The sequence below is a fragment of the Streptomyces sp. NPDC107654 genome (assembly GCF_055639035.1).
In genome coordinates, this window is sequence record NZ_JBVKBI010000011.1 from 148,706 (window position 1) to 170,241 (window position 21,536).

Annotated in this window: 23 protein-coding genes and 1 riboswitch; of the genes, 9 read left to right on the forward strand and 14 right to left on the reverse strand. The window is 71.3% G+C overall.

Annotated elements, in window-relative coordinates:
• Positions 1-178: 178 nt before the first annotated feature.
• Both ACZ7N4_RS21220 and ACZ7N4_RS21225 read left to right on the forward strand, forming a co-directional pair.
• Entirely contained in the window at positions 179-592 is a 414-nt protein-coding gene (locus tag ACZ7N4_RS21220) for a hypothetical protein (RefSeq protein ID WP_471359869.1), read from the forward strand.
• Positions 593-655: 63 nt separating this feature from the next.
• Complete coding sequence (locus ACZ7N4_RS21225; RefSeq protein WP_471359870.1) at positions 656-1,042, forward strand: STAS domain-containing protein; 387 nt, start codon at positions 656-658, stop codon at positions 1,040-1,042.
• 125 nt (positions 1,043-1,167) lie between these two features.
• On the opposite strand, the gene ACZ7N4_RS21230 is transcribed toward ACZ7N4_RS21225, so the two are convergent.
• From ACZ7N4_RS21230 to ACZ7N4_RS21240, 3 genes are all read right to left on the reverse strand, one after another.
• Entirely contained in the window at positions 1,168-4,626 is a 3,459-nt protein-coding gene (locus tag ACZ7N4_RS21230; protein WP_471359871.1) for a CHAT domain-containing tetratricopeptide repeat protein, read from the reverse strand.
• Between the two features lie 86 nt (positions 4,627-4,712).
• Positions 4,713-6,305 carry a CATRA conflict system CASPASE/TPR repeat-associated protein gene (locus ACZ7N4_RS21235; protein ID WP_471359872.1) on the reverse strand — a complete coding sequence of 531 codons (1,593 nt, stop codon included), beginning with the start codon at positions 6,303-6,305 and terminating at the stop codon, positions 4,713-4,715.
• A complete protein-coding gene (locus ACZ7N4_RS21240) occupies positions 6,289-6,651 on the reverse strand; it encodes a CATRA system-associated protein (protein ID WP_471359873.1) in 363 nt (120 codons plus the stop codon). The genes ACZ7N4_RS21235 and ACZ7N4_RS21240 overlap by 17 nt, the downstream gene beginning before the upstream one ends.
• 396 nt (positions 6,652-7,047) lie before the next feature.
• Here ACZ7N4_RS21240 and ACZ7N4_RS21245 point away from each other — a divergent pair, with 396 nt between their 5' ends.
• On the forward strand, positions 7,048-7,773 hold the full coding sequence (locus tag ACZ7N4_RS21245) for a lysophospholipid acyltransferase family protein (RefSeq protein WP_471359875.1): 726 nt from the start codon (positions 7,048-7,050) through the stop codon (positions 7,771-7,773).
• Between the two features lie 101 nt (positions 7,774-7,874).
• Here ACZ7N4_RS21245 and ACZ7N4_RS21250 read toward each other — a convergent pair whose 3' ends face one another.
• The 8 genes from ACZ7N4_RS21250 to ACZ7N4_RS21285 form a co-directional block, all read right to left on the reverse strand.
• Positions 7,875-9,470, reverse strand: a complete 1,596-nt coding sequence (locus ACZ7N4_RS21250; protein WP_471359877.1) for an alpha/beta hydrolase — start codon at positions 9,468-9,470, stop codon at positions 7,875-7,877.
• Positions 9,471-9,614: 144 nt separating this feature from the next.
• On the reverse strand, positions 9,615-10,373 hold the full coding sequence (locus tag ACZ7N4_RS21255; RefSeq protein ID WP_471360031.1) for an urease accessory protein UreD: 759 nt from the start codon (positions 10,371-10,373) through the stop codon (positions 9,615-9,617).
• 68 nt (positions 10,374-10,441) lie between these two features.
• The gene (gene ureG, locus ACZ7N4_RS21260; RefSeq protein ID WP_471359879.1) at positions 10,442-11,119 is read right to left on the reverse strand and encodes an urease accessory protein UreG; all 678 of its coding nucleotides are present in this window, start codon (positions 11,117-11,119) and stop codon (positions 10,442-10,444) included.
• Between the two features lie 67 nt (positions 11,120-11,186).
• Positions 11,187-11,861, reverse strand: a complete 675-nt coding sequence (locus ACZ7N4_RS21265; RefSeq protein WP_471359880.1) for an urease accessory protein UreF — start codon at positions 11,859-11,861, stop codon at positions 11,187-11,189.
• 10 nt (positions 11,862-11,871) lie between these two features.
• A complete protein-coding gene (locus ACZ7N4_RS21270; RefSeq protein WP_471359882.1) occupies positions 11,872-13,593 on the reverse strand; it encodes an urease subunit alpha in 1,722 nt (573 codons plus the stop codon).
• On the reverse strand, positions 13,586-13,897 hold the full coding sequence (locus ACZ7N4_RS21275; RefSeq protein WP_225828975.1) for an urease subunit beta: 312 nt from the start codon (positions 13,895-13,897) through the stop codon (positions 13,586-13,588). Before ACZ7N4_RS21275 ends, ACZ7N4_RS21270 begins: the two co-directional genes overlap by 8 nt.
• A 10-nt stretch (positions 13,898-13,907) precedes the next feature.
• Positions 13,908-14,210, reverse strand: a complete 303-nt coding sequence (locus ACZ7N4_RS21280; protein ID WP_059248006.1) for an urease subunit gamma — start codon at positions 14,208-14,210, stop codon at positions 13,908-13,910.
• A 229-nt stretch (positions 14,211-14,439) separates the two neighbouring features.
• Positions 14,440-14,718 (reverse strand): type II toxin-antitoxin system Phd/YefM family antitoxin, encoded by a 279-nt coding sequence (locus ACZ7N4_RS21285; protein ID WP_471359884.1) that lies wholly within the window; start codon positions 14,716-14,718, stop codon positions 14,440-14,442.
• Between the two features lie 86 nt (positions 14,719-14,804).
• Here ACZ7N4_RS21285 and ACZ7N4_RS21290 point away from each other — a divergent pair, with 86 nt between their 5' ends.
• The 3 genes from ACZ7N4_RS21290 to ACZ7N4_RS21300 all read left to right on the forward strand — a co-directional run bounded on the left by ACZ7N4_RS21290 (position 14,805) and on the right by ACZ7N4_RS21300 (position 16,798).
• Positions 14,805-15,440, forward strand: a complete 636-nt coding sequence (locus ACZ7N4_RS21290; RefSeq protein ID WP_471359886.1) for an ATP-dependent Clp protease proteolytic subunit — start codon at positions 14,805-14,807, stop codon at positions 15,438-15,440.
• Positions 15,441-15,447: 7 nt separating this feature from the next.
• Entirely contained in the window at positions 15,448-15,753 is a 306-nt protein-coding gene (locus tag ACZ7N4_RS21295) for a hypothetical protein (protein ID WP_471359888.1), read from the forward strand.
• 417 nt (positions 15,754-16,170) lie between these two features.
• A riboswitch (cyclic di-AMP (ydaO/yuaA leader) is annotated at positions 16,171-16,321 on the forward strand.
• A gap of 3 nt (positions 16,322-16,324) precedes the next feature.
• Entirely contained in the window at positions 16,325-16,798 is a 474-nt protein-coding gene (locus ACZ7N4_RS21300; RefSeq protein WP_471359889.1) for a C40 family peptidase, read from the forward strand.
• Between the two features lie 7 nt (positions 16,799-16,805).
• Here the strand turns inward: ACZ7N4_RS21300 and ACZ7N4_RS21305 are convergent, their stop codons facing one another.
• On the reverse strand, positions 16,806-17,402 hold the full coding sequence (locus ACZ7N4_RS21305) for a LysE family translocator (protein WP_471359891.1): 597 nt from the start codon (positions 17,400-17,402) through the stop codon (positions 16,806-16,808).
• Positions 17,403-17,486: 84 nt separating this feature from the next.
• Between ACZ7N4_RS21305 and ACZ7N4_RS21310 the strand changes: the two genes are divergently transcribed.
• Positions 17,487-18,410, forward strand: coding sequence for a LysR family transcriptional regulator (locus tag ACZ7N4_RS21310; protein ID WP_471359893.1), 924 nt, complete (start codon positions 17,487-17,489; stop codon positions 18,408-18,410).
• Positions 18,411-18,525: 115 nt separating this feature from the next.
• Here the strand turns inward: ACZ7N4_RS21310 and ACZ7N4_RS21315 are convergent, their stop codons facing one another.
• A complete protein-coding gene (locus tag ACZ7N4_RS21315; RefSeq protein WP_471359895.1) occupies positions 18,526-18,981 on the reverse strand; it encodes an ATP-binding protein in 456 nt (151 codons plus the stop codon).
• 213 nt (positions 18,982-19,194) lie between these two features.
• On the opposite strand from ACZ7N4_RS21315, the gene ACZ7N4_RS21320 reads away from it, so the two are divergent.
• Positions 19,195-20,055 (forward strand): helix-turn-helix domain-containing protein, encoded by an 861-nt coding sequence (locus ACZ7N4_RS21320; protein ID WP_471359897.1) that lies wholly within the window; start codon positions 19,195-19,197, stop codon positions 20,053-20,055.
• A 9-nt stretch (positions 20,056-20,064) separates the two neighbouring features.
• Positions 20,065-20,286, forward strand: a complete 222-nt coding sequence (locus ACZ7N4_RS21325) for a DUF397 domain-containing protein (protein ID WP_471359899.1) — start codon at positions 20,065-20,067, stop codon at positions 20,284-20,286.
• Between the two features lie 57 nt (positions 20,287-20,343).
• Here the strand turns inward: ACZ7N4_RS21325 and ACZ7N4_RS21330 are convergent, their stop codons facing one another.
• Positions 20,344-21,471, reverse strand: a complete 1,128-nt coding sequence (locus ACZ7N4_RS21330; protein WP_471359901.1) for an 8-amino-7-oxononanoate synthase — start codon at positions 21,469-21,471, stop codon at positions 20,344-20,346.
• Positions 21,472-21,536: the final 65 nt, after the last annotated feature.

Genomic DNA, 21,536 nt, shown 5'->3' on the forward strand with positions numbered 1-21,536 from the left:
GTGCGCTCCGTCGACACGAGCCGGGTGGCGCACCAACCGGGTCGGCTGACCGCCGCGGCTCCAGGAGTACGCCTCGGAAGGCCGGCCCGTCCGCGGGATCGGCGAATCGCCCTGGGACTCGGTCCGCAGCCGGGCCGAGGCGCAGGAACTGCGCTACCACAAGTGGCTGCTCGCGCTGATGGCCGACTGCCACCCCGAGCTGCGCGAGGGCGGCCGGACGGTACCGTGCGAGACGTACGACCCCGGGGCACCGTTCGCGTTCTCGCCTCTCACCGCCCCCTGTGATCCGTACGACGTGTTCACCTACTCCAAGGGTGATCTGTCCGCCGTGCGCGAGGAGATCGCCGCCTGCGCCGAACAGCACGGCCTGACGGGCCGGCGCCCGCGCGAGCTGCACCTCGCCGCCACCGAATGGGCCACCATCAGCATCCGCCACGGCCGCGGTCAGGGTGTGCTGCGGACGTGGAGCGAGGACGCACGAGGGCACGGCGATACGGTTGCACACCGCGCTGTCCGAGTGATCCGCCGGTGCCGTCCGGGTCCCTACGGCGCCCCGACACCCCTGGCGCGTGGCCGGCGGGGCGGTGGGTAGGCGTAGGACGGTACCCATACGGGACTGGACGAGACAAACGGTCAAGATGGGAGCACTTCACCCATGCTCACCGTGCGGATGCAAGGCGAGAACGCGACAGTCGCACAACTGCCGGCGGAGATCGACTACGACACCGCCCCACTCGCCGCTGCCCAATGCGAGGACCTGATCAGGCAGGGGTGCACCACCCTGGTGCTGGACGCGTTCCGGCTCGAGTATCTCGACTCGTCGGGTGTCAGTATGCTCATCACGCTGTGGCACACACTCGAGGACCGCGCCGGCAGCCTGCGTCTCGCCGCTCTCAACGAGCACTACCGGCACGTGTGGGACATCCTCGGCCTGAACCCCCTGCTCCCCGTCTTCCCCACGGCGGACGCCGCCCTCCACGAGCCCACCGCACCCGCCGCGCCCGGCCGCACGGGCACCCGCGAGGACGCGAACTCCGCCTGAACTCGTCGACGCGGCGGAGCGGGCGTGAACCGGCCGGATGCGCTCGAAGGGCCCCTGATTCGCCGTCGGCTTGGACTCACCGCTTCGCCGGAGAACCACACATGTCCGGGAGCGCGCAGAGTGGGTCACGGCCCGACATGGACATGGGCTGCCCACAGAGACGGCGTACCGACGTATCTATCGCGTTGCGCGCGCATCGTGTGGTGCAACGCGGAGGCGACCCTGTCGTCTTCAATCCTGTCCGTAAGGTCCAGCAGACTGGCGTAGAAGCGGTCCGAGACTCGGGCGGCCAGCCTGTCGTTCACTTCCCAGAGAGTACCGATCACGTGACGGAACCCGGCGAGTTGGAACGCGGAAGTGAGGTGGATCGCCTCGTCCACAAGGCGGAAATCTGCCGTGATCGCGGTCCGGCACGCCGACAGATAGGCCAGTCGAGCGTGGTCCAGACTGGCCGAGGCGAGATCGGCGACGGACATCGGTGTCTCACGGTGGTCGTGGAGCAACAGGCCACTGCGAGAAGGGTCCGCGGCATCGCTGACAGCGTGGCAGGCGAAATGTGCGATGGTGCAGTCGGCCAGGTGAGAGAAGACATTGGCCGCGGTGGCCAATGCACCGTATGTTCGCTCCGCGCTGGTGTCTGGATCGTCCGTGAGGACGACGTGCTCAGGCAGTCGCCTTGCGATGCTCTCGACCTCGCTGCGTACGTAGGGCAGCGGGCGAGCCCCGGGTGTGTTCGACATGGCCACAATCAGCGCTTTGCCCGGAGAAGTCGTTGGCGGGGTCGCTCGTCGCGCGTGGCTCAGGGCGCGGATCGTCGGAGTGTAGGAAGAGACGACGCGGTCCATGACAGTGTGGCCGGTCCTTTGCCGGTGGCGTCCGGCAGCGTGGATGGGCAGTAGGCCGAGCGGGCCTGCGAGGACCCACCACATCCGCGGCAAAACCGCTCCCTCCGAGGATGGTCCGCGGATCTCCAGTCCTTCGAGGACAGGTTCGGCAGCCGCTTCCCACAGCCATTCCAGGACATCGTGCAGCGCGCCCTGTGCACGATCCTGTTCCTCTTCTCCAAGGCCGGGATCGTTGACGTCGGCAAGCGACTTGTGGAACTGGGAGAGCTTTTCACTGACGCTTTCCACAGTGAGCGAGGGCAGCTCGACGCTGGTGATTCCTCGTGTCCGCACAAGAATGGCGTCGCTGCGATGCGAACTGACGTTGAGCACCGCGACGGGACCGTCATACGCCTCCTGCACGAGCTGCTCTGTGCTGGGCGGGAGATGGAAGGTGTGGAAGTCGTCGAGCCCTCGAATCTCGTCGACGGTCTCGGCGAACTGGGTGGAGAGTCCGTGCCTGTCGAGGAGCACGTGCGTCGGTGAGTTCGTTGCCGGCCACGCGCTGCCGAAGTGCGCGGGAGCCCCAAAGGCGTGCAGCCGGTCGCGCAACTCCGCATAGCGGGCTGCCAGAGCGGGATGGCGCTGCCGCAGGTCGGTCAGGTCACTGCGGCTGTCAAGTGCCTGACTGAGCAGCACTGTTCTGCCTTGCTCCAGCAGCCCCAGCGCCCGTGCGGCGCCGGATTGGCCATGGGCGGCCAGAGCGAGGGCAGCGGCATCGCCAGCCAATCCCGAGAGGCTTCTCAAGGCGTGCTGCTGGTCGGCACGAGCGAGTCGGCGCGGGACGGTGTCCGGAAGCAGACGCACGGCGTTCTCCAGGAGCTCGGCGGCGTAGCGGGTGTCACCCTGTTCCTGGGCCAGTTTCGCGGCCGAACCCGCTGCGCCGATCCTCCAGGTGGGCGCGCCGGCGGCGTTCGACGCGGCGGCGGCGTAAGCCTCTGTCGCCGCGTCCAGGTCCGCGGCGTCCGCGCTTGCGTGAGCGCGAGCCCAAAGAGCCCGTCCCAGGTTGTACTGGTGAACGACCCTGTAGGGATCGGTTTCGGATCCGGCCTGGACTGCCGCTCGGGCCGTATCGACTGCTTCGTTCAGGGTTCCGGTGTCCCCGCCGGTGCGCTGATGCTGGAGGCGGAGGGCGTCACTGAGATTGGAGAGGCACAGGACGTGGAGCGGGTGGCCGCGAGGCGCCGCGCGAAGGGCTTGGCGACATGTGTCGACCAGTTCCTCCAGGTGGGGCGGTCGGCTGGTGGATGTGTCGGCCTGATAACCGAGAGCGGCTGCCAGAGCGGAAAGGTTCATAGCCCGGTTGGGGTGATCGTCGGGGGTGAAGCCCACGGCTCGCCGACCGGCGGCGATCGATTCGTCCAGGTCCGCCGCATCACCGAAGCGCTCGAAACGCCTCCTCAGAAGACCGCTCAGGTTGGCCCAGCGCACACTCGCTTCCGGCTCGTCCCTGTCCGACGGCACAGCACGCTGGACGGCCTCGCGCGTGAGTTCGATCGCTTCGTGGAGGTCGGTCTGCGCGCCAGTGCGTACGAACCGGTCTCCGAGCGCTGCCCCCAGGTTGGAGAGGAATACGACTCGGCCGGCGTCTTCACGTGGAGTCAGGCTCACCGCCTCGCGCAGCAGGAGGACGGCCTCGTCGAGAAGTTCCTGCTGACCGGTGATTCCGAACTGGTTCCGAAGGGATGAACCCAGATTCGACAGGACAGCCGCCCGGAGGAGGGCGTTGTCGGGGGCAGCCTCCAGGGCCTTGCGACTCGCCGCGACGGCCTCGTGGAGATACCCGGGCTCCCCGGTGCGTTCGAAGCGTTCCCGTAGGAGAGTGCCGAGGTTGCCCAGCAACCACGCCCGCTCTGGATCCTGATGGTCGTGGTGTGCGGGGTGCACTGCCAGTGCGTGCGCCTCAATGGCCTCGTCGAGGTGCTCCGTCGTCCTGCTTTTGCGGAACTGTTCCAGCAGGGAGTCCGCCAGATAGGCCCGGTACATCACCTGGCCCGGGTCGTCGGGATGCGCGGTCCGTACGGCTTGGCGGAAGAGGGTGACTGCCTCGCCGAGTACGTTCGGGTCGTCCGTGTCCTGGTGCCGTGCCCGCAGCGCCTCGCCCAGAGTGTGCAGGTACCACGCACGGCTCGGATCCTCGGAGTCGACCTGCTGCACGGCTTCCCGGGCGACGGCGACCGCTGCCTCGAGATCGGGCTTCGCTCCCTCCTTCTTGAAGCGCAGCAGTAGAGCTTCACTGAGCTTGGCCAAGCTGAAGGCACGGGATGCGGCGACTATGGGGGGCGTGGCTTCCACAATACGGCCCCACAGGCCCGGGACGGTGGCGCACAGATCGGGGCCCGCTTCTTCCCGCATTTGACGGAGCATGGCCAGCGCGACGGGGACGGCGGCACGGGCGATCAGAGGCAGCAAGAGCTCGGGCAGCGATATGCCGCCCGCCACGAAACACGGCACAAGGATTTGTACCGCCGCCTTGATTTCCTCGTCGTTCGGGCGGCCCTCCCACTGCAGCGCCCACGACCTGTACCAGTACAGGGAACCGAGCGTGGCCCTGTGCTCACCGACCTCGTCGTCCCGCAAGGCTTCAGCGAGTCGGCGCGCATCGGCCAGCGCCTCTGGGTCCAGTACCGCCGACAGGTCCCGATCCGTCTCGAATCGGCGCACACGCGCGGCTACGGCCGCAGCACGCTCCTCCCGCATGCTTCTCCCTCCCCACACTCAGCAGGACATCGTCAGTACCTGGCTGGGCGAACCAGGGTCTCTCCGCCGAATTCGTTCGCCACCGGTCAATCCCGGTCATCGCCCAGGTGGCGGTGCATGATGAAGCAAGCACAACCGCATGCAGGCACTGCCACAGCCAGCGTCAGCGCGACCGGCGAGGCCCTGCCGGTGACTGCGTACACGAACACGGTGACGGCCAGCCAGCCTGCGGCGGCGCCGACCAGGCCGGCGAACACAGCGCCGACCCGCCTCCGTCCCCGGCCCTGTCCGGCGGTCTGTGACGGGACAACGAGCCACAGCACGATGCTGCCCAACAGGAGGGCGGCCGCGCCGAGCAGTGCGATGAGGGCGGGAATCGCGGGTCTGGGCAGCAGGGGGATCCGGTACTCGAAGGTCTGCGCGGCGGCCAGGACCATCAGCACGGCGCCGAGTAGGGCCGTCTGCATCAGATTCGTCTCGCTCTGCCGCCGCTGGAGGGTGTCGGCCCGTTCCTGGGAGATCTCCCGGCGACGCTGCACGGCATGCTCCGCCTCGGCCGCCACGGCCGCCAGCGCATCTCGCGCACGTTCCCGGTCCGCTTCCAGGTAGACCAGTTCGTCGGCCAGGCGCTGGATGAATCGGCCGGCCAGAGCGCTGTCCTCCGCGAACACGCCGGGCGCATCGGCGGGCACCCCGGCATCGTCCCTCAGGGAACGGATATTGGCCTCGGCGATCTGTGCGGTGGCGTGCATCTCCCTCAAGCGGGTGATCCGCTGGGTGAGCCCGGCGGAGCCGGCGGTCAGCGCCAGCAGCCGGTGACGCCACACGGCCAATTCCTCACCGCGTGCGTCCGGCTGGTCCTCGCCGGCCGTCGAGGACCTGTCCAGAACCGCCAGCGCAGCGTCCACGATCGCCCCCACGTCGGAGCCCGCGTCCCTCTCGTCGGCCGCGTGAACCCTGATCTGGTATCGAAGCTTGGCCGCGTTCGCGAGATACCGGACGAACGACGGTGGTGCGCTGCCCCCCTGGCTCCACAGCCAGCGCTCGGCCTCCTGCGGCTCGCTCCCACGGTCGACGGCAACAGCGACGAACCGGCGTAGCTGCCGGGTCTCGGAGCTGTCGCCCGCTTCCCACACGGTGACCGGCGGGCGGACCACGCCGACAACGGGCCCCAGCCGCGGCAGCGGATCCACACACGACAACGCCGACCGGATCGACTCCTCCATCAGCCGGACGTCCACCGGGGTCTCGTCCACCGGGGTCTCGTCCATCGCGGCACGGTAGGCGACGAGCAGCCGTGCCTCGCCGAGGGCCCAGTCTCCCGTCGTACCCACGACCTGCGCCCATCGCCGATCCCATTCCGCCCACGACGCCTCGGCAGCCGCAGGGGGCGAGAGTGCCACCGACAGGCACAACAGGTCATGGTGACGTCGCAGGATCGCCTGCGACAAACCGTCGCGGCTGCGCCGCGCCCCCAGTTCCGCAGTCGCAGGTAGATCGGTCAGCTCTTCGGGGAGCACGTCGGGCAGTCCGGTCGCCGCTACGGGTCGCGTCATACCGAGATCCGTTCCGAACGCCTCCCACACCTCGCGCAGCCGCCGGTACGACACAGCGGCACGCCGTCCGGTGGTGGCGATGAACAGATGGACGACGAGGGACTGGTCAGTGAGGGCCGTCACCGGTCGGCTCACCCTCCACGCGATCGCCGTCCCCGGCTTCGCTGCGCAGCGCGTGTACCAGCCGGTTGGCCCGTTCGACCACGTCGTGCGGGGCCGGCTCCCCCTCCTCGCCGAGCAGTGTTCGGATCCGCGCGGGCGTTGCGAGCTCCAGCTGTGCCGTCGCGGCGTTCAGAACGTCCGCGCTCCCCGACTCGACCGCCCTCTCCATCCGGTCGAGCGCACGCCTCACACGTGCCCACCCCGTCGCCGTCAGCACCAGACCGGTGATCCCGGCCACCGCCTCCGCGGCATCGTCGCAGACCTCGGCGCTGCTCGCCTCGAGAGCACGCTGCTCGGGTAACTCCATAGTCATAGAGAGTAATTGAGCACGAGGCGGGAGCTGCCCGCTTCTCGCATCACCGATGGTCCGCCGCTCCGGCCGACGCCTGTGCGGGACGCCTGTCAGCGGAAGGGGCTGCAAGGGCACATGGTTACGGCGTGAGTCCGCAGCCGAGGGCGGAGCTTCGAGGGCCGCACCGGCCCGCCCACGCTGAACGTATGCGACGTCGACCACTGCCGCACAGGCTCTGAGCGGCAGCCGCCGACTGACGGAGAATCAGCGAACTCGGCGATGAGTCAGCATGAGTACTGCCGAACGTGGTTACAGATGACTGCAGATGCACCTGGTCCCACTTGGTGAATCCATGCGTTGACCTGCGCACATCCTGGCCAGCAGCGGACCTGCTGGAGTGAGGAACGAGCCGTGTTCTACTACCTGCTCAAGTACGTGTTCCTGGGGCCGCCGCTCAGACTGGTCTTCCGTCCCCGGATCGAGGGCCTGGAGCACGTGCCCGCGTCGGGGCCGGCCATCGTCGCCGGGAACCACCTGTCCTTCTCCGACCACTTCCTGATGCCGGCGATCCTCAGACGCCGCATCACCTTCCTCGCCAAGGCGGAGTACTTCACCGGGCCGGGGGTGAAGGGCCGGCTCACCGCGTTCTTCTTCCGCAGCGCCGGTCAGATCCCGGTGGACCGCTCGGGCAAGGAGGCGGGGCAGGCCGCCATCCGCGAGGGGCTCGCAGTGCTGCGCAGGGGGGAGCTGCTCGGCATCTACCCGGAGGGCACGCGTTCGCACGACGGCAGGCTGTACAAGGGCAAGGTCGGGGTCGCCGTCATGGCCCTGACGGCGGGGGTGCCGGTGGTGCCCTGCGCGATGATCGGCACGTTCGAGGCCCAGCCGCCCGGCAAGGTCGTCCCCCGGATCCGCCCGGTGACCATCCGCTTCGGCGAGCCTCTGGACTTCTCCCGCTTTGCCGGCATGGAGAACGAGAAGGCCGTGCTGCGGGCGGTCACCGACGAGATCGTCCACGCGATCCTGACGCTGTCCGGGCAGGAGTACGTCGACGAGTACGCGTCGGTCGTCAAGGAACGGCACGCGGCGGAGCAGCGGGCGAGGGAACGGAGGTTCCCGCGGGCGCCGTTCGCCTGATCCCTGCCGTCCACAAGGACGCTGCGCTGGCGGCCTGGCGGGCGCGCGGGAGAGGGGCGGCCGGGAGAGTCCGGCCGCCCCTCGTCACCGTACCGGTGCGGTTACGGCTTGGGCGTGGCGTGCGGGGCGCAGGTCACGTCCCTGCCGTCCAGCGTGCCGTCGAGCAGGTAGGCGTCGACGCGCTGGTTGATGCACGGGTTGACGAGGCCGGTCACACCATGGGAGCCCGCGTCCTTCTCGGTGATCAGGCGGGAGCCCTTGAAGCGCTTGTGCAGTTCGACGGCGCCGTCGTACGGGGTGGCGGCGTCACGGGTGGACTGCACGATCAGGACCTGGGGCAGGCCCTTGTGGGTCCCGACCTCGACCGGGGTGTGCTGCTTGGCCGACCAGGTGGCGCACGGCAGGTTCATCCAGGCGTTGGCCCAGGTCAGGAACGGGTAGTTCTTGTCGAGCCGGGTGTTGTCCCGGTCCCACTTCCGCCAGCTGGTGGGCCACTTGGCGTCGGCGCACTCGACGGCCGTGTAGACGGCGTTGCTGTTCTCCGCGGAGATGTTGCCCGCGGTGTCCGACAGGTCCGGGGCGGCCGCGTCGACCAGCGCCTGGGTGTCACCGGCGACGTACTTGCTGAAGACGGTGGCGACCGGCACCCACGAGGAGTCGTAGTACGGCGCGCTCTGGAAGAAGGAGATCAGCTCGGCCGGGCCGACGACCCCGCCGATCGGGTGCTTCTTCGCGGTGGCCCGCAGGTCCAGCCACTTGGCCTGGACGGCGGCGCGGGTGGTGCCGAGGTGGAAGGCGGCGTCGTTGGCGGCGACCCAGTCCTGCCAGTCCTTCCAGCGGCCCTCGAAGGCGACGTCCTGGTCCAGGTTGGCCTGGTACCAGATGTTCTCCCGCGAGGGGTTGACCACGCTGTCGACGACCATGCGGCGCAGGTGGCCCGGGAAGAGGGTGCCGTAGACGGCGCCGAGGTAGGTGCCGTAGGAGACGCCGAGGTAGTTGAGCTTCCTCTCGCCCAGGGCGGCACGGATGACGTCCAGGTCGCGGGCGGTGTTCGGCGTGGTCATGTGCGGCAGCATCCGGCCGCTGCGCTCGGCGCAGCCGTCCGCGTAGGCGCGGGCCAGCTTGCGCTGCGCGGTCTTGTCGGCCCGGCTGTCCGGCACCGGGTCCATCTTGGGCGCCTTGACGAACTCCTGCGGGTCGATGCAGGAGATGGGCGCCGAGTGGCCGACACCGCGCGGGTCGAAGCCGACGAAGTCGTAGGCCTTGGCCACGTTCGCCCAGACGGCGTTCTTGGTGGTGACCCGGCGCGGGAAGCGCAGGCCGGAGCCTCCGGGGCCGCCCGGGTTGTAGACGAGCGCGCCCTGGCGCTCCTTCTTGGTGCCGGTGTTGCCGATGCGGTCCACGGCGAGCTTGATCTGCTTGCCGTAGGGGTGGGCGTAGTCGAGCGGCACGCTGACCCAGCCGCACTGGATGGGCTTCTCCAGCCCCCAGTCGTCCGGGCAGTCCTGCCACTTGACGCCGGCCTTGGCGGCGCGGGCGGCGGCAATCTCCGCACCCTTGGCCTCGCGGTCCGGCGCGGTGCGGCCGACGGCGCCGGCCGTGGGCGCCGACACGACGCCGGCGATCAGGGTGGCGGTGACGAGTGCTCCGGCCGAACCGAGCGCCAGCAGGCGGCTCTTCGGACTGTTCTCCCTCAAGTGGGGCCCCTCCCCGTACCTCGCTGTGAGTTGTCAGGCGGGGATCCTCTCGGCTGTGGGCGCACGGGGAACAGGGTTTGCCGGTCTTCTTTACCAATCCGATAACCGGATGATCATGTTCGAGCCGCGAACCGCCCGTCCGCCTCAGTCGAGCCCGGCGAGCGCCTCGTCCAGGAGCCGTCGCAGACGCAGGGCGTCGGACGCGACGGCGCTGACCAGAACGGCCGGACCGGCCAGCGGTATCAGGGCCGCGTTCTCCCCCAGCATCCGGGCCGGTACCGCACGCTCCGCGAACTCGGGGCGGACGACGACCAGCTGCCCGACCGCCCGGTGGCCCGCCAGCACCGCCGGCCCGTCCCAGCCGCCCGGTGCTCCGGGGCCGCAGGACAGCTCCTGGTCCAGTACGGTCCGGCCCGCGACGCGCACGGTGAGGCGGCTGGTGAGCCGGCCGGGGGGCTCGCCGGCCCGTCCCAGGACCTGCTCCTCGCGCAGGACGAGGCGGGCGCCCACGGCGAGTTCGGCCCGCGTGGTGACGTACAGGTCGCTTCCGTCGGCGGAGATCAACTGCTCGGGCAGCCAGTGCAGTTCGGCGCCCGCGGTCACGTCGAGCCGGACGTCGTAGCGAGCCTCTCCCCCGGCCTGGCCCGGCAGGGCGAGAGTGGCGGCGGCCGAGCCGACGTGCAGCCGGGCGCCCTCCTCCACCCGTGCGGACAGCGTGAAGCGGTCGCCGCCGAGCGGCCCGCTCATCGCGCCGACGACCATGACCTTCGCGCCGGCTCCGGTGGACCGGGTGCGGCGCAGGGCCAGCGGGCCCTCGCCGTCCAGGACGGGCAGGGCCGTTCCGCCGCCGCCGTCGGGGCGTGCGACGATCCTGGCGCTCGCCCGGACCCCGGAGGCGGACACGCCGTCCACTCCCGCCCGGGCGCCGCCGACGGACACGTCCCCCACGCCGGCCCTGACCCCGGTGGCGGTCACGCCGTCCACGCGGCGAGCCGTTCGCGGACCCAGGCGGCCACGTCGGCGACGCCGGTCCCGCCGCGCAGCGACTGGAGGACGACGGGAAGTGCGGCCCGCTGCGCCTTGGCGTCGGCGGCCATCCGGGCGAGGTCGGAGCCGACGTACGGGGCGAGGTCGGTCTTGTTGACGACGAGCAGGTCGGCGGTGGTGACGCCGGGTCCGCCCTTGCGCGGGATGTCGTCGCCGCCGGCCACGTCGATGACGAAGATCTGGGCGTCCACGAGCCCCTTGGAGAAGGTGGCGGTGAGGTTGTCGCCGCCGGACTCGACGAGGATCAGGTCCAGCGGGCCGACCGCGTCCTCCAGGTCCTCGACGGCTTCGAGGTTGGCGGAGATGTCGTCGCGGATCGCGGTGTGCGGGCAGGCGCCCGTCTCGACGGCGGTGATCCGCTCGGGCGGCAGCACGGCCTCCCGGAGCAGGAACTCGGCGTCCTCGCGGGTGTAGATGTCGTTGGTGACGACCGCGAGGGACAGCTCGTCGCGCAGCGCCCGGCAGAGCGCGGCGACGGTGGCGGTCTTGCCCGATCCGACGGGGCCGCCGAGCCCGATGCGCAGGGCGCGGCAGGTGCCGTCGGGGCGGTGTGCGTCCGCGCTGACGGCGGCGGGTCCGGGGTGGGGGTGGTCGAGGTGCATGGGGACGGCTCCTGTGGTCGGTAGGTCTTCAGCCGGGCGAGTGGGGTGCGCGGGTGGTGGGGCGGGCTCAGGAGGCGAACAGCCGAACCGGCCAGGCGGCGTGCGCCTCGGCCATGACCTCCAGCACGGGGGCCGACGCGGCCGGCAGCGCGTCAACCCCTTCCTCGGCCGTGCTCCGCGCCGCCGCCACGGCGGCGTCCGCCACGCGGTCCAGCTCGGGCGTCAGCCGGGCGAGCACCGCGGTCGCGTCGAACGGGTCCAGGCTCAGCAACCGCACGGTGGCCGTCGCCGGCCCGCTCACGCTCTCGTACGCCGCGCAGTGGGCCGCGTCCTCCGGCGCGAGTCCGGCCGCCCGTGCGGCGAGTCCCAGGACCACCGGCTGGTGGGCTCCCTTGGGGAACCGCCGCGCGACGGCGTCGAGTTCGGCGGACGGCCAGGCCGCCCGCGCCGCCCGCAGCAGCTGTCGGCCGAGCCGGCGCGCGACGGCCCGCAGGGCCGGGGACGGCGTGCGGGCGTCGGCCGCCGCGTCCAGCTCGCCCGGGTCGGCGCCGAGCACGGCCGCGGCCGCGAGCGCGCCCGCGACCAGTCCGGCGGTGTGCAGCCGGCCCCGGCAGAAGTCCTCCAGGCTCGCGGCGTCGGTGATGCGGCCCGCCTTGACGGCCGCCTCGGCCCCGCCGGAGTGCGCGTGTCCTCCGGCGGGGAAGCGGCCGTCGGCCAGGACCAGCAGTGCCGCCCGTGACATCACACCGCCCTCAGAAGAGGAAGTAACGCTGGGCCATGGGCAGTTCGGCGGCCGGGGCGGCCTCGACCAGTTCGCCGTCGATGTGCACGGCGAAGCTGTCGGGGTCGATCCGGACGTCGGGCCGGGCGTCGTTCTCCCGCATGTCGGCCTTGGTGACCGCGCGCGTGGACTCGATCGCCGTGAACCGCTTGCCGAGTCCCAGCCGCTCCGGCAGCCCGTCCTCGATCGCCGGCTCCGAGACGAAGTTGACGGAGTTGGCGGCCGGGGCGCGGCCGATCGCGCCGTACATCGGGCGGGGCAGGATCGGCTGCGGGGTGGGGATGGAGGCGTTGGCGTCGCCCATCTGGGCGTACGCGATCTGCCCGCCCTTGATGACGAGGAGCGGCTTGACGCCGAAGAACGCCGGCTCCCACAGCACCAGGTCGGCGAGCTTGCCGCTCTCCACGGAGCCGATCTCGGCGGCGAGACCCTGGGCGAGCGCCGGGTTGATCGTGTACTTGGCGACGTAGCGCCGTACCCGGTGGTTGTCGGCGCGGCCGTCGCCGGGCAGGGCGCCCCGCCGGCGCTTCATGACGTGCGCGGTCTGCCAGGTGCGCAGGACGACCTCGCCGACGCGGCCCATGGCCTGGGAATCGGAGGAGATGATCGAGATCGCGCCGAGGTCGTGCAGGATGTCCTCCGCGCCGATGGTGGAGGGGCGGATCCGGGACTCGGCGAAGGCGAGGTCCTCCGGCACGGCCGGGTTGAGGTGGTGGCACACCATCAGCATGTCGAGGTGTTCCTCGGTCGTGTTGACGGTGAAGGGCCGGGTCGGGTTGGTGGAGCTGGGCAGCACGTTCGGCTGCGAGACGACCGTCATGATGTCCGGGGCGTGGCCGCCGCCGGCACCCTCGGTGTGGTACGAGTGGATGCCCCGGCCCGCGATCGCGGCGAGGGTGTCGCCGACGAAGCCCGCCTCGTTCAGGGTGTCGGTGTGGATGGCGACCTGGACGCCGGTGCGGTCGGCGACGGTGAGCGCGGCGTCGATGACGGCTGGCGTGGAGCCCCAGTCCTCGTGCAGCTTCAGGCCGACGGCGCCGCCGCGGATCTGGGAGAGCATCGCCTCGTGGCTGACGGTGTTGCCCTTGCCGAGGAGGCCGACGTTGACCGGGTAGGCCTCCATCGCCTCCAGCATCCGGGCCAGGTGCCAGGGGCCGGGGGTGACGGTGGTGGCCTTGGAGCCCTCGGCGGGGCCGGTGCCGCCGCCGACCAGGGTGGTGACGCCGGAGGCCAGTGCCTCGTCGGCGACCTGCGGGCAGATGAAGTGGACGTGCGCGTCGATGGCGCCGGCGGTGAGGAGGCGCCCGTTGCCCGCGATGACCTCGGTCTCGGGGCCGATGACGAGGTCGGGGTGGACGCCGTCCATGGTGTCCGGGTTGCCGGCCTTGCCGAGGGCGGTGATCCGGCCGTCGCGGATGCCGACGTCGGCCTTGACGATGCCCCAGTGGTCGATGACGACGGCACCGGTGATCACGGTGTCGGGGGTGCCCTCGGCGCGGGTGGCGCGGGACTGTCCCATGGACTCGCGGATGACCTTGCCGCCGCCGAAGACCGCCTCGTCGCCGGAGCTTCCGGGGCCGCCGGAGCGGTCCTCCTCGATCTCGATCAGCAGGTCGGTGTCGGCGAGCCGGATGCGGTCGCCGGTGGTGGGGCCGAACAGGTCGGCGTAGGCGTCGCGGGAGATCTCAGGCATCGAGGGCGCCTCCGGTCTCCCCGCGCAGCCCGGGCACGATGCGGGCGCCGGTGAGCGGCACCAGCTCGATCTCCACGGGGATGCCGGGCTCGAAGCGGACGGCGGTGCCGGCGGCGACGTTCAGCCGCTTGCCGCGGGCGGCGGCGCGGTCGAACTCCAGGCCGGGGTTGGCCTCGGCGAAGTGGTAGTGGGAGCCGACCTGGACCGGCCGGTCGGCGGCGTTCAGGACGGTGAGCCGGGTGACCTCACGGCCCGCGTTGCAGACGACGGGGTCGTCCGCGAACAGGATCTCTCCGGGAATCATCGCGGCCCCCTCAGATGATCGGCTCGTGGACGGTGACGAGCTTGGTGCCGTCCGGGAAGGTGGCCTCGACCTGGACGTCGTGGATCATCTCGGCGACGCCGTCCATCACGTCGTCCCGGGTCAGGATCTTGCGGCCGGAGGACATCAGTTCGGCGACGGTACGGCCGTCCCGCGCGCCCTCCAGGATGTGCGACGTGATGAGGGCGACCGCCTCCGGGTGGTTGAGCCGCAGCCCGCGGGCCCTGCGCTTCTCGGCCACGTCGGCCGCCACGTGGATCAGCAGCCTCTCTTGCTCGTGCGGGGTCAGTTGCACGTCCCACCTCACAGTCCTTGCTCCGGACCGTGCGGGGTCCGGTTGCCGCAGCCACCACGGCGGGGATAGGTGTAACACACAGACAAATCCCCGGAGACACAGCATTCCGGGCAGAAAAACCCCTGGTGACGTGGATCGGCAGGCTAGGGCGCCGGAGTTTCAACGACGTTAACCAGACTTTGATCGGCCCATGACCGGCCGATGGTCTCCCGCAGACGAAGGGAACGGCTCAGGACGCGCCCGGCCGGCGGTGCTCCGCCGCGATCCCGAAGCGCTGCTGCTCACGGGGTACGGAACCGGCCTCGCGGACCGCGGACACCGAGCTGACGACCTGCTCGTCGGCCGGCGCCTCCAGCGCGTCGAGGCGCTCCAGATCGGCTGCCGAGACCAGGGCGACCAGCGGCTTGCCGTGCCGGGTCACGACGACGCGCTCACCGCCGTACACCACGCGGTTGATCAGGTCGGCGAGCTCAGCCCTGGCTTGCGTCACCGGAATCTCGTAGGCCATACCCCCATCATAACGTCACGTACGTCCTGTACATTTTTTACAGAAGTCGAGCCCAAGGGGGCCTCGTCATGAGGAGGCGTATGTCCATGCACCGAGCGGCAGCCCGGCATGTCCTGCCCGAGTTCACCGAGCGCACGGGGAGCGCCGTCCGTACCCTCGATCCGTACGCGAAGCTCTTCGAGGACCGGATCGTCTTCCTCGGCACGCCGGTGGACGCCGCGGCGGCGACCGACGTGACGGCCCAGCTGATGTACCTCGAACACGCGGCCCCCGAGCGGGACATCACGCTGTACGTGAACTCGCCGGGCGGTTCCTTCGACGCCATGACGGCGATCTACGACACGATGCGGTACATCAGCTGTGACGTCGTCACCTACTGTCTGGGCCAGGCCGCAGCCTCGGCCGCGGTGCTGCTCGCGGCCGGCGCCCCGGGCAAGCGGTTCACCCTTCCGGGTGCACGCGTGGTGATCGAACAGCCCGCGCTGCCCGAGCCGGTGCGCGGTCAGCCCAGCGACCTGCTCCTCCAGGCCGAGGAGTTGGTGCGGACCCGCGGGACGCTCCGCGAGATGCTCGTCCGGCACACAGGGCGCACGGCCGAGCAGGTCGACGCCGACCTGGAGCGTGACCTGATCCTGGACGCCTCCGGAGCGGTCGCCTACGGTCTGGTGGACGGCATCGTGCCCAGCCGCCGGGACACGCCCGGCGCACCGGACGCGAGGTGAGCCGACCGTGCTGCCGGACCTACCGCCGCTGCCCGCCCTGACCCGCGCCGAGGGCGAGCTGGTCGACCGTTACCTGGAGGCGGTCGACCTGCTCGGCCGCGTCAACCCGGCCCGGCCCGGGGGCACGTACCACGGGCTGCGCGCGGCGCAGGCCCTGGTGCGCAAGGCGGCAGAGCTGCGCGACGCGCTCGCGCTGATGCACGAGCGGGGCGAGACGGAGCTGCACGGGGACACGCTGGCACGGGCCCTGCGGGTGCTCGACGGTGAGCGCAGGGTCGCTCGCGTCGCGCTCCCGCCGGACGGCGTCGGCTGAGGCGGACACCCGGCCGGCCCGGGACACCCGGGCGTCGACGGACGTCGTTCGGACGGGAGTTGAAACGGCCCGAACGACGTACCGCCGACCGGTGTACATCCAGATCGATTTCCGGGCCTCCCGAGTTGCGCGGCAGGCGGGTCCGTGGCTCGCGTGACAACGCTTCGTCCCAGGTCGGGGGCTACGTAGGGAAACTGACGGGGGCTCGAACAGAGCAGTGTCCACCCGAACGGGTGAGTGGTGAGTAACACCACAAATCCTCGGTTCCGTTGGGATTTTCGGACAGGAGTGAGCCAAGATCCCTGTCTGACGACAAGCCCCCGCCACCGCGGCGGGGCGATCCGGGCGGACGCCGAGTCCTGCCGCCGCCCGGGTGACCGGTCGACGGAGTGGATCGGCAGGAGTGGAGGACCCAAGCAAGACGGGTCGCCGGAACGGATGTCCGTCCGACACGGACGGGCGTGAGGTTCCGAGCAATCCTTGGGGTGAAGCCGTGGCAACGCGGCCGGGCAACTTCGCCAGCCCGAATCCGACAGGTCATCCTTCACAGGCGGCTGACGAAGGGTTGCGCATGACTGCGCTCAATCGTGTCCCGTCGCTGATGGCCCGGGCCGGCACGGCCTCGGCTCTCACTCTCGCCGCCGTCGGCGGCTCGATCGTGGTGCCCGGCCTCGCGGGTGAGGCCTCGGCGGCGACCACGGCGACCAAAGCGCTGCGGATCGCGGCCTCCAAGAAGGGCGCCCCCTACGCCTGGGGAGCCACCGGGCCGCGCAGATTCGACTGCTCGGGGCTGACGCTCTACTCCTACAAGAAGGCCGGCAAGAAGCTGCCGCGCACGGCCGCGCAGCAGTACAACAAGACCCACCACATCTCCGCCCGCAGCCGCAAGGCGGGTGACCTGGTCTTCTTCCACTCGGGTTCGTACGTCTACCACGTCGGCATCTACGCCGGTCACGGGAAGATCTGGCACGCTCCGAAGACCGGCGACGTGGTGCGGCTGCAGAAGATCTGGACGAGGAGCGTCTGGTACGGCCGGGTCAGCTGACCCGTCCTCAGGCCAGGAGCGGCTCCAGCAGCAGGGCCGCTCCCAGGACCGTCAGCGCCACCCCGGTGCCCGCCTCCAGCCCACGGGCGGCCCGGGGCCGGCGCAGCCGGGTGCCGAGGCGCTCCACCAGCAGGGCGACCAGCTGGAACCACAGCAGCGCCAGCAGCAGGGTCCGCGGCAGGGCCGGACTGCCCGCCGGCACGAACTGCGGCAGCAGGCTCAGGAAGGTCAGCGAGGCCTTCGGGTTGAGCACGTTGGTGACGAAGCCCTGCCGGAGCGGGTGGGCGGCTCCGGCCGTGGTCCCCCCGGACGTCCGGGCGGGCCGCCGCAGCCCCCACAGGGTGCGTACGCCGAGCTGGAGCACGTAGGCGCCGCCCAGCAGCTGCAGGGCGTGGAACAGCGCGGGCACGGCGACCAGGACGGCGGCGACGCCAGCCACCGCGAGGGTGGTGTGCACCAGGAGCCCGCCGGCGATGCCCAGCCCGCAGACCGCACCGGCCCGGCGCGAGACGAGCGCGTTGCGTACGACCACGGCGAAGTCGGCGCCCGGCATGGCGACCAGGGCCGCGGCGATCCCGGTGAAGGCGATGAGCTGTGCGTCCATGCCGTCCAGCCTGCCGGGGAGGAGCCTTCAGCAGGTACTTCGGATCAGCTGGGTCGGCCTTAAGCAGTGCTTTAGCCTGAGGGCATGTACGACCCGACCCGGCTCGCCGCGCTGGTGGCCGTCGCGGAGGCCGGTTCGATCACCCGGGCCGCGGACCGGCTCGGCTACACGCCGCCCGCTCTCTCCCAGCAGCTGGCCAAGCTGGAGCGGGAGGCGGGGGCGGCGCTGCTGGTGCGCCACCATCGCGGGGCCCGGCTGACCGAGGCCGGGGAGGTTCTGGTGGCCCATGCCCGCCGGGTGCTGGACGAACTGGAGCGGGCCCGGCACGAACTGGCGCGGCTGACCGGTCTCACCGGCGGCGCGCTGCGGCTCGGCACCTTCCCGACGGCCGGGGTGCACCTCCTGCCGCCCGCGCTGAGCGCGTTCCGCCGGGCGCATCCCGACGTACGGCTCTCGGTGGCGGACTACGACCCGCCGTCCGGGGTCATCGCGGTGGCGGCCGGCGAGGTGGACCTGGCACTCACCCACACCTACCATCCGGCGGAGCCCGTCCCGGTGCCGGCGGCGGTGCGGCTGGAGCCGGTCCTGGTGGAGGAACTGGTACCGGTGACCGCCCCGGGGCACGCGCTCGCCAGTGCCTCGGCCCGGCTGCCCCTGACGGAGCTGTCCGGACAGCCGCTGATCAGCATGGCGCCGCACCATGCGGCCCGGCGGGAGATCGAGGCCCTGCTCGCCGAGGCGGGTGCCACACCGGCGCTGCTGGTGCCGACCCCCGGTTACGCAGTGGTGTGCGCGCTGGTCAGTGCCGGGCTGGGGGTGGCCGTCGTACCGGAGATGGTGGCGCGGACCGCGACGACGCCGGTCGGGGTACGGCCGCTGGAGGGCGGGCGGCTGCGGCGCACGATCTCGGTGGCGTACCGGGCGGACGAGACGAATCCGGCGGCGGACGCCTTCCGGGCGCTGCTGCGGGGGGCGTTCGGGCGGGCGGGGAGGAGCACGGGCGGCTGAGCGCGCCGGTGCGCGGGCCACCGGTTGCCGGCCCGGGCCGAGGCCTCGGGGAAAGTGCCGTGCGCGACGTGTCCGGTGGGGCCTCGAAGCACCGGCGTGGCCCCGTGCGGGAGGGTCACTGCTCCGGCCGGCCCGCCGGGACCGGGGCGGCCGGGATGGTCCAGGGGAGTTCGATGGAGACCGTCTTGCCGCCCTCGCGGGTGGGGCGGATGCGGAGTCTGCCGCCGCACTCCGCGGTGAGCCAGCGGATGATGACCATGCCGCGACCGTTGTCCTGCTGGACGGCGGCGGGCAGTCTCTTCGGGAAGCGGGGGTGGCTGTCCGTGACGCCGATGCGCAGGTGTTCGTCATGGTGCAGCGCGATGTCGACCGTGAAGGTGGGTGACTGGCCGAAGGTGTGCTGCACGGCGTTCGTGGCGAGTTCGGAGACGATGAGCCGGACGGCGTCGGCCGTCTCGGTGTCCGACGGCAGACCCCACTCCGCGAGGGTGCCGACGACGTAGGAGCGGGCGGCGGAGACCGAGGCGGGATCGCTCGGCAGAGTGACGGATGCTTCCAGGTGGTCTGCCATGGCGACGTCGTCCCTTTCCCACGGGACCGCGGTCCGACAGGCGGCGGGGGGTTCGAGTACGGTCCCGGACTGGTGCTTGTTCGCCAGACTGCCACCAACGGGCCGGTCACGGTGGGCGATCCACCAAGATATGCATATATCTGTCGCTCGAAGCGGTGAACTCTGCGACGGGAGACCGTATTGGGGCGGCCCGGAAGGAGTAAGGAGAAGCCCATGCAGAACGGTCCGGCGGTGCGGCGCCGCAAACTGGGCGCCGAACTGCGCATGCTGCGTACCGGCGCCGGGCTCACGAGCGGTGAGGCCGCACGGCTGGTCGGCTGGCACCAGTCGAAGGTCAGCCGCATCGAGACCGGTTCCAGCGGCGTGAAAGCGGCGGATCTGGAATTACTGCTGGACGCCTACGGGGTCCGGGACGGACATCTGCGCGAGTTGCTGCTGATGCTGGCCGGGGCGGAGGACGCGGGCGGCCGGCACCGCTGGTGGCACGCCTACCGCGGGGTGCTGCCGCCCACGTACCGCGACTTCATCAGTCTGGAGTCGCAGGCCGGCGCGATGCGCACCCTGGAGACCACGGTCGTGCCGGGACTGCTCCAGACGGCCGAGTACGCCCGCGCGGTGACCCGGGCGGCGGTGAAGGACCTGGACGAGGACCGCCTGGACACGCTGGTGGAGGTGCGGCTCGCCCGGCAGGACGTGCTCCGTTCGGACCCGCCGCTGGTGCTCAGCGCCGTTCTGGACGAGGCGGTACTGCGGCGCGAGGTCGGTGGTCCGGAGGTGATGGCGCGGCAGCTGGAGCGGCTGATGGAGGCCGCGCGGCTGCCCCAGGTACGGCTCCAGGTGCTGCCGTTCGCCGCGGGGGCGCATGTCGGCCTCACCGGGCCTTTCGTTATTTTCTCATTTCCGAGCACTTCTGATCTGGACGTGGTTGTTCTCGACCAGTTGACGAGTAGCCTCTACCTGGAACGGAAAGAAGACCTCATGGCCTACACGGAGGCTTTCGACATCCTTCAGTTCCACGCCCTTTCCCCCGAGGACTCGTTGGACTACATCGCCGGAATAGGTGACGGCGCGTAAGGAGGCACCATGACCGCTCTGCCTCGGAACGTCCCTTCCAGTACCGACCTGCACTCCGTGCGCTGGCTGCGCAGCAGCCACAGCACGGGAGCCAACAACTGCGTGGAGACGGCACGGCCGCGCTCCGGCCCCGCGGCCGGACTGCTCGCCGTGCGCGACTCGAAGAGGCCGGCCGGTCCCGCCCTGCTCTTCTCCCCCGAGAGCTGGACGGGATTCCTGACCGCACTCTGATCAGAATCGATCAGCCCCTGACCACATCCGCGCGACGCACGGCCGTGCCACGCCGACTCACGGTCGCGTTTCGACGATGACCCGTACAGCGCGTTCGATCTCCGCCCCGGACAGGTCCGCGCGGGCGGTCAGCCTCAGCCGGGAGACGCCGTCGGGCACGGAGGGAGGGCGAAAGCAGCCCACGGCCAGGCCCGCCGTACGGCAGTCGGCCGCCCAGCGCACCGCCTGCTCCGGGCACGGAGCCCGCACGGAGACCACCGCGGCGTCCGGACGCACCGCCTCCAGACCCGCGGCGGTCAGCCGTGCGTGCAGTTCCGCGGCCACCTCCCGGGCCCGGGCCGCCCGTTCGGGCTCACGTTCCAGCAGCCGCAGCGCCGCCAGCGCGGCACCGGCCGCCGCCGGCGCCAGACCCGTGTCGAAGATGAACGTCCGGGCCGCGTTCACGAGGTGGTCGATCACCCGCGCCGGACCGAGCACCACCCCGCCCTGGCTGCCCAGCGACTTGGACAGGGTGGCCGTGACGACCACGTCCCCGGCGCCCGCGAGACCGGCCGCGTACGGCGCGCCCCGGCCGCCGTCGCCCAGCACGCCGAGCCCGTGGGCGTCGTCCACGACCAGTCCCGCGCCGTGCTCCCGGCAGGCCTCGGCCAGCCCGGCCAGCGGGGCCCGGTCGCCGTCCACGGAGAACACCGTGTCGGAGACGACGATCGCCGGCCCCCGGTGCGTGGCCAGGGCCTTGCGCACGGCCTCCGGATCGGCGTGCCCGACGACCTGCCGCTCCCCCCGGGCGAGCCGGCAGCCGTCGATGAGGGAGGCGTGGTTGCCCGCGTCGGAGACGATGAGCGAGCCGTGCGGGGCGAGCGCGGTGACAGCGGCCAGGTTGGCGGCGTACCCGGAGGAGAACACCAGGGCCGCCTCGAACCCGCAGAACGCGGCGAGCGCCCGCTCCAGCTCGGTGTGCAGGGCGGTGGTGCCGGTGACCAGCCGGGAGCCGGTGGAGCCGCCGCCCCAGGTCCGTGCGGCCTCGGCCGCTCCTTCGGTGACCTCCGGATGGCGGGCCAGACCCAGGTAGTCGTTGCTCGCCAGGTCCAGCAGCGGCGAGTCGGCGGGGCGCGGGCGCAGGATGCGGACCAGTCCCGCGCGGCGGCGCGCCTCGGCCTGCTCGTCGATCCAGCCGAACACCATGGGTCCTCCGGTGCTTTTGTAGGTAGCGGACAGACCCTAGCGGTACGGCCGACTGCCCATGGTGT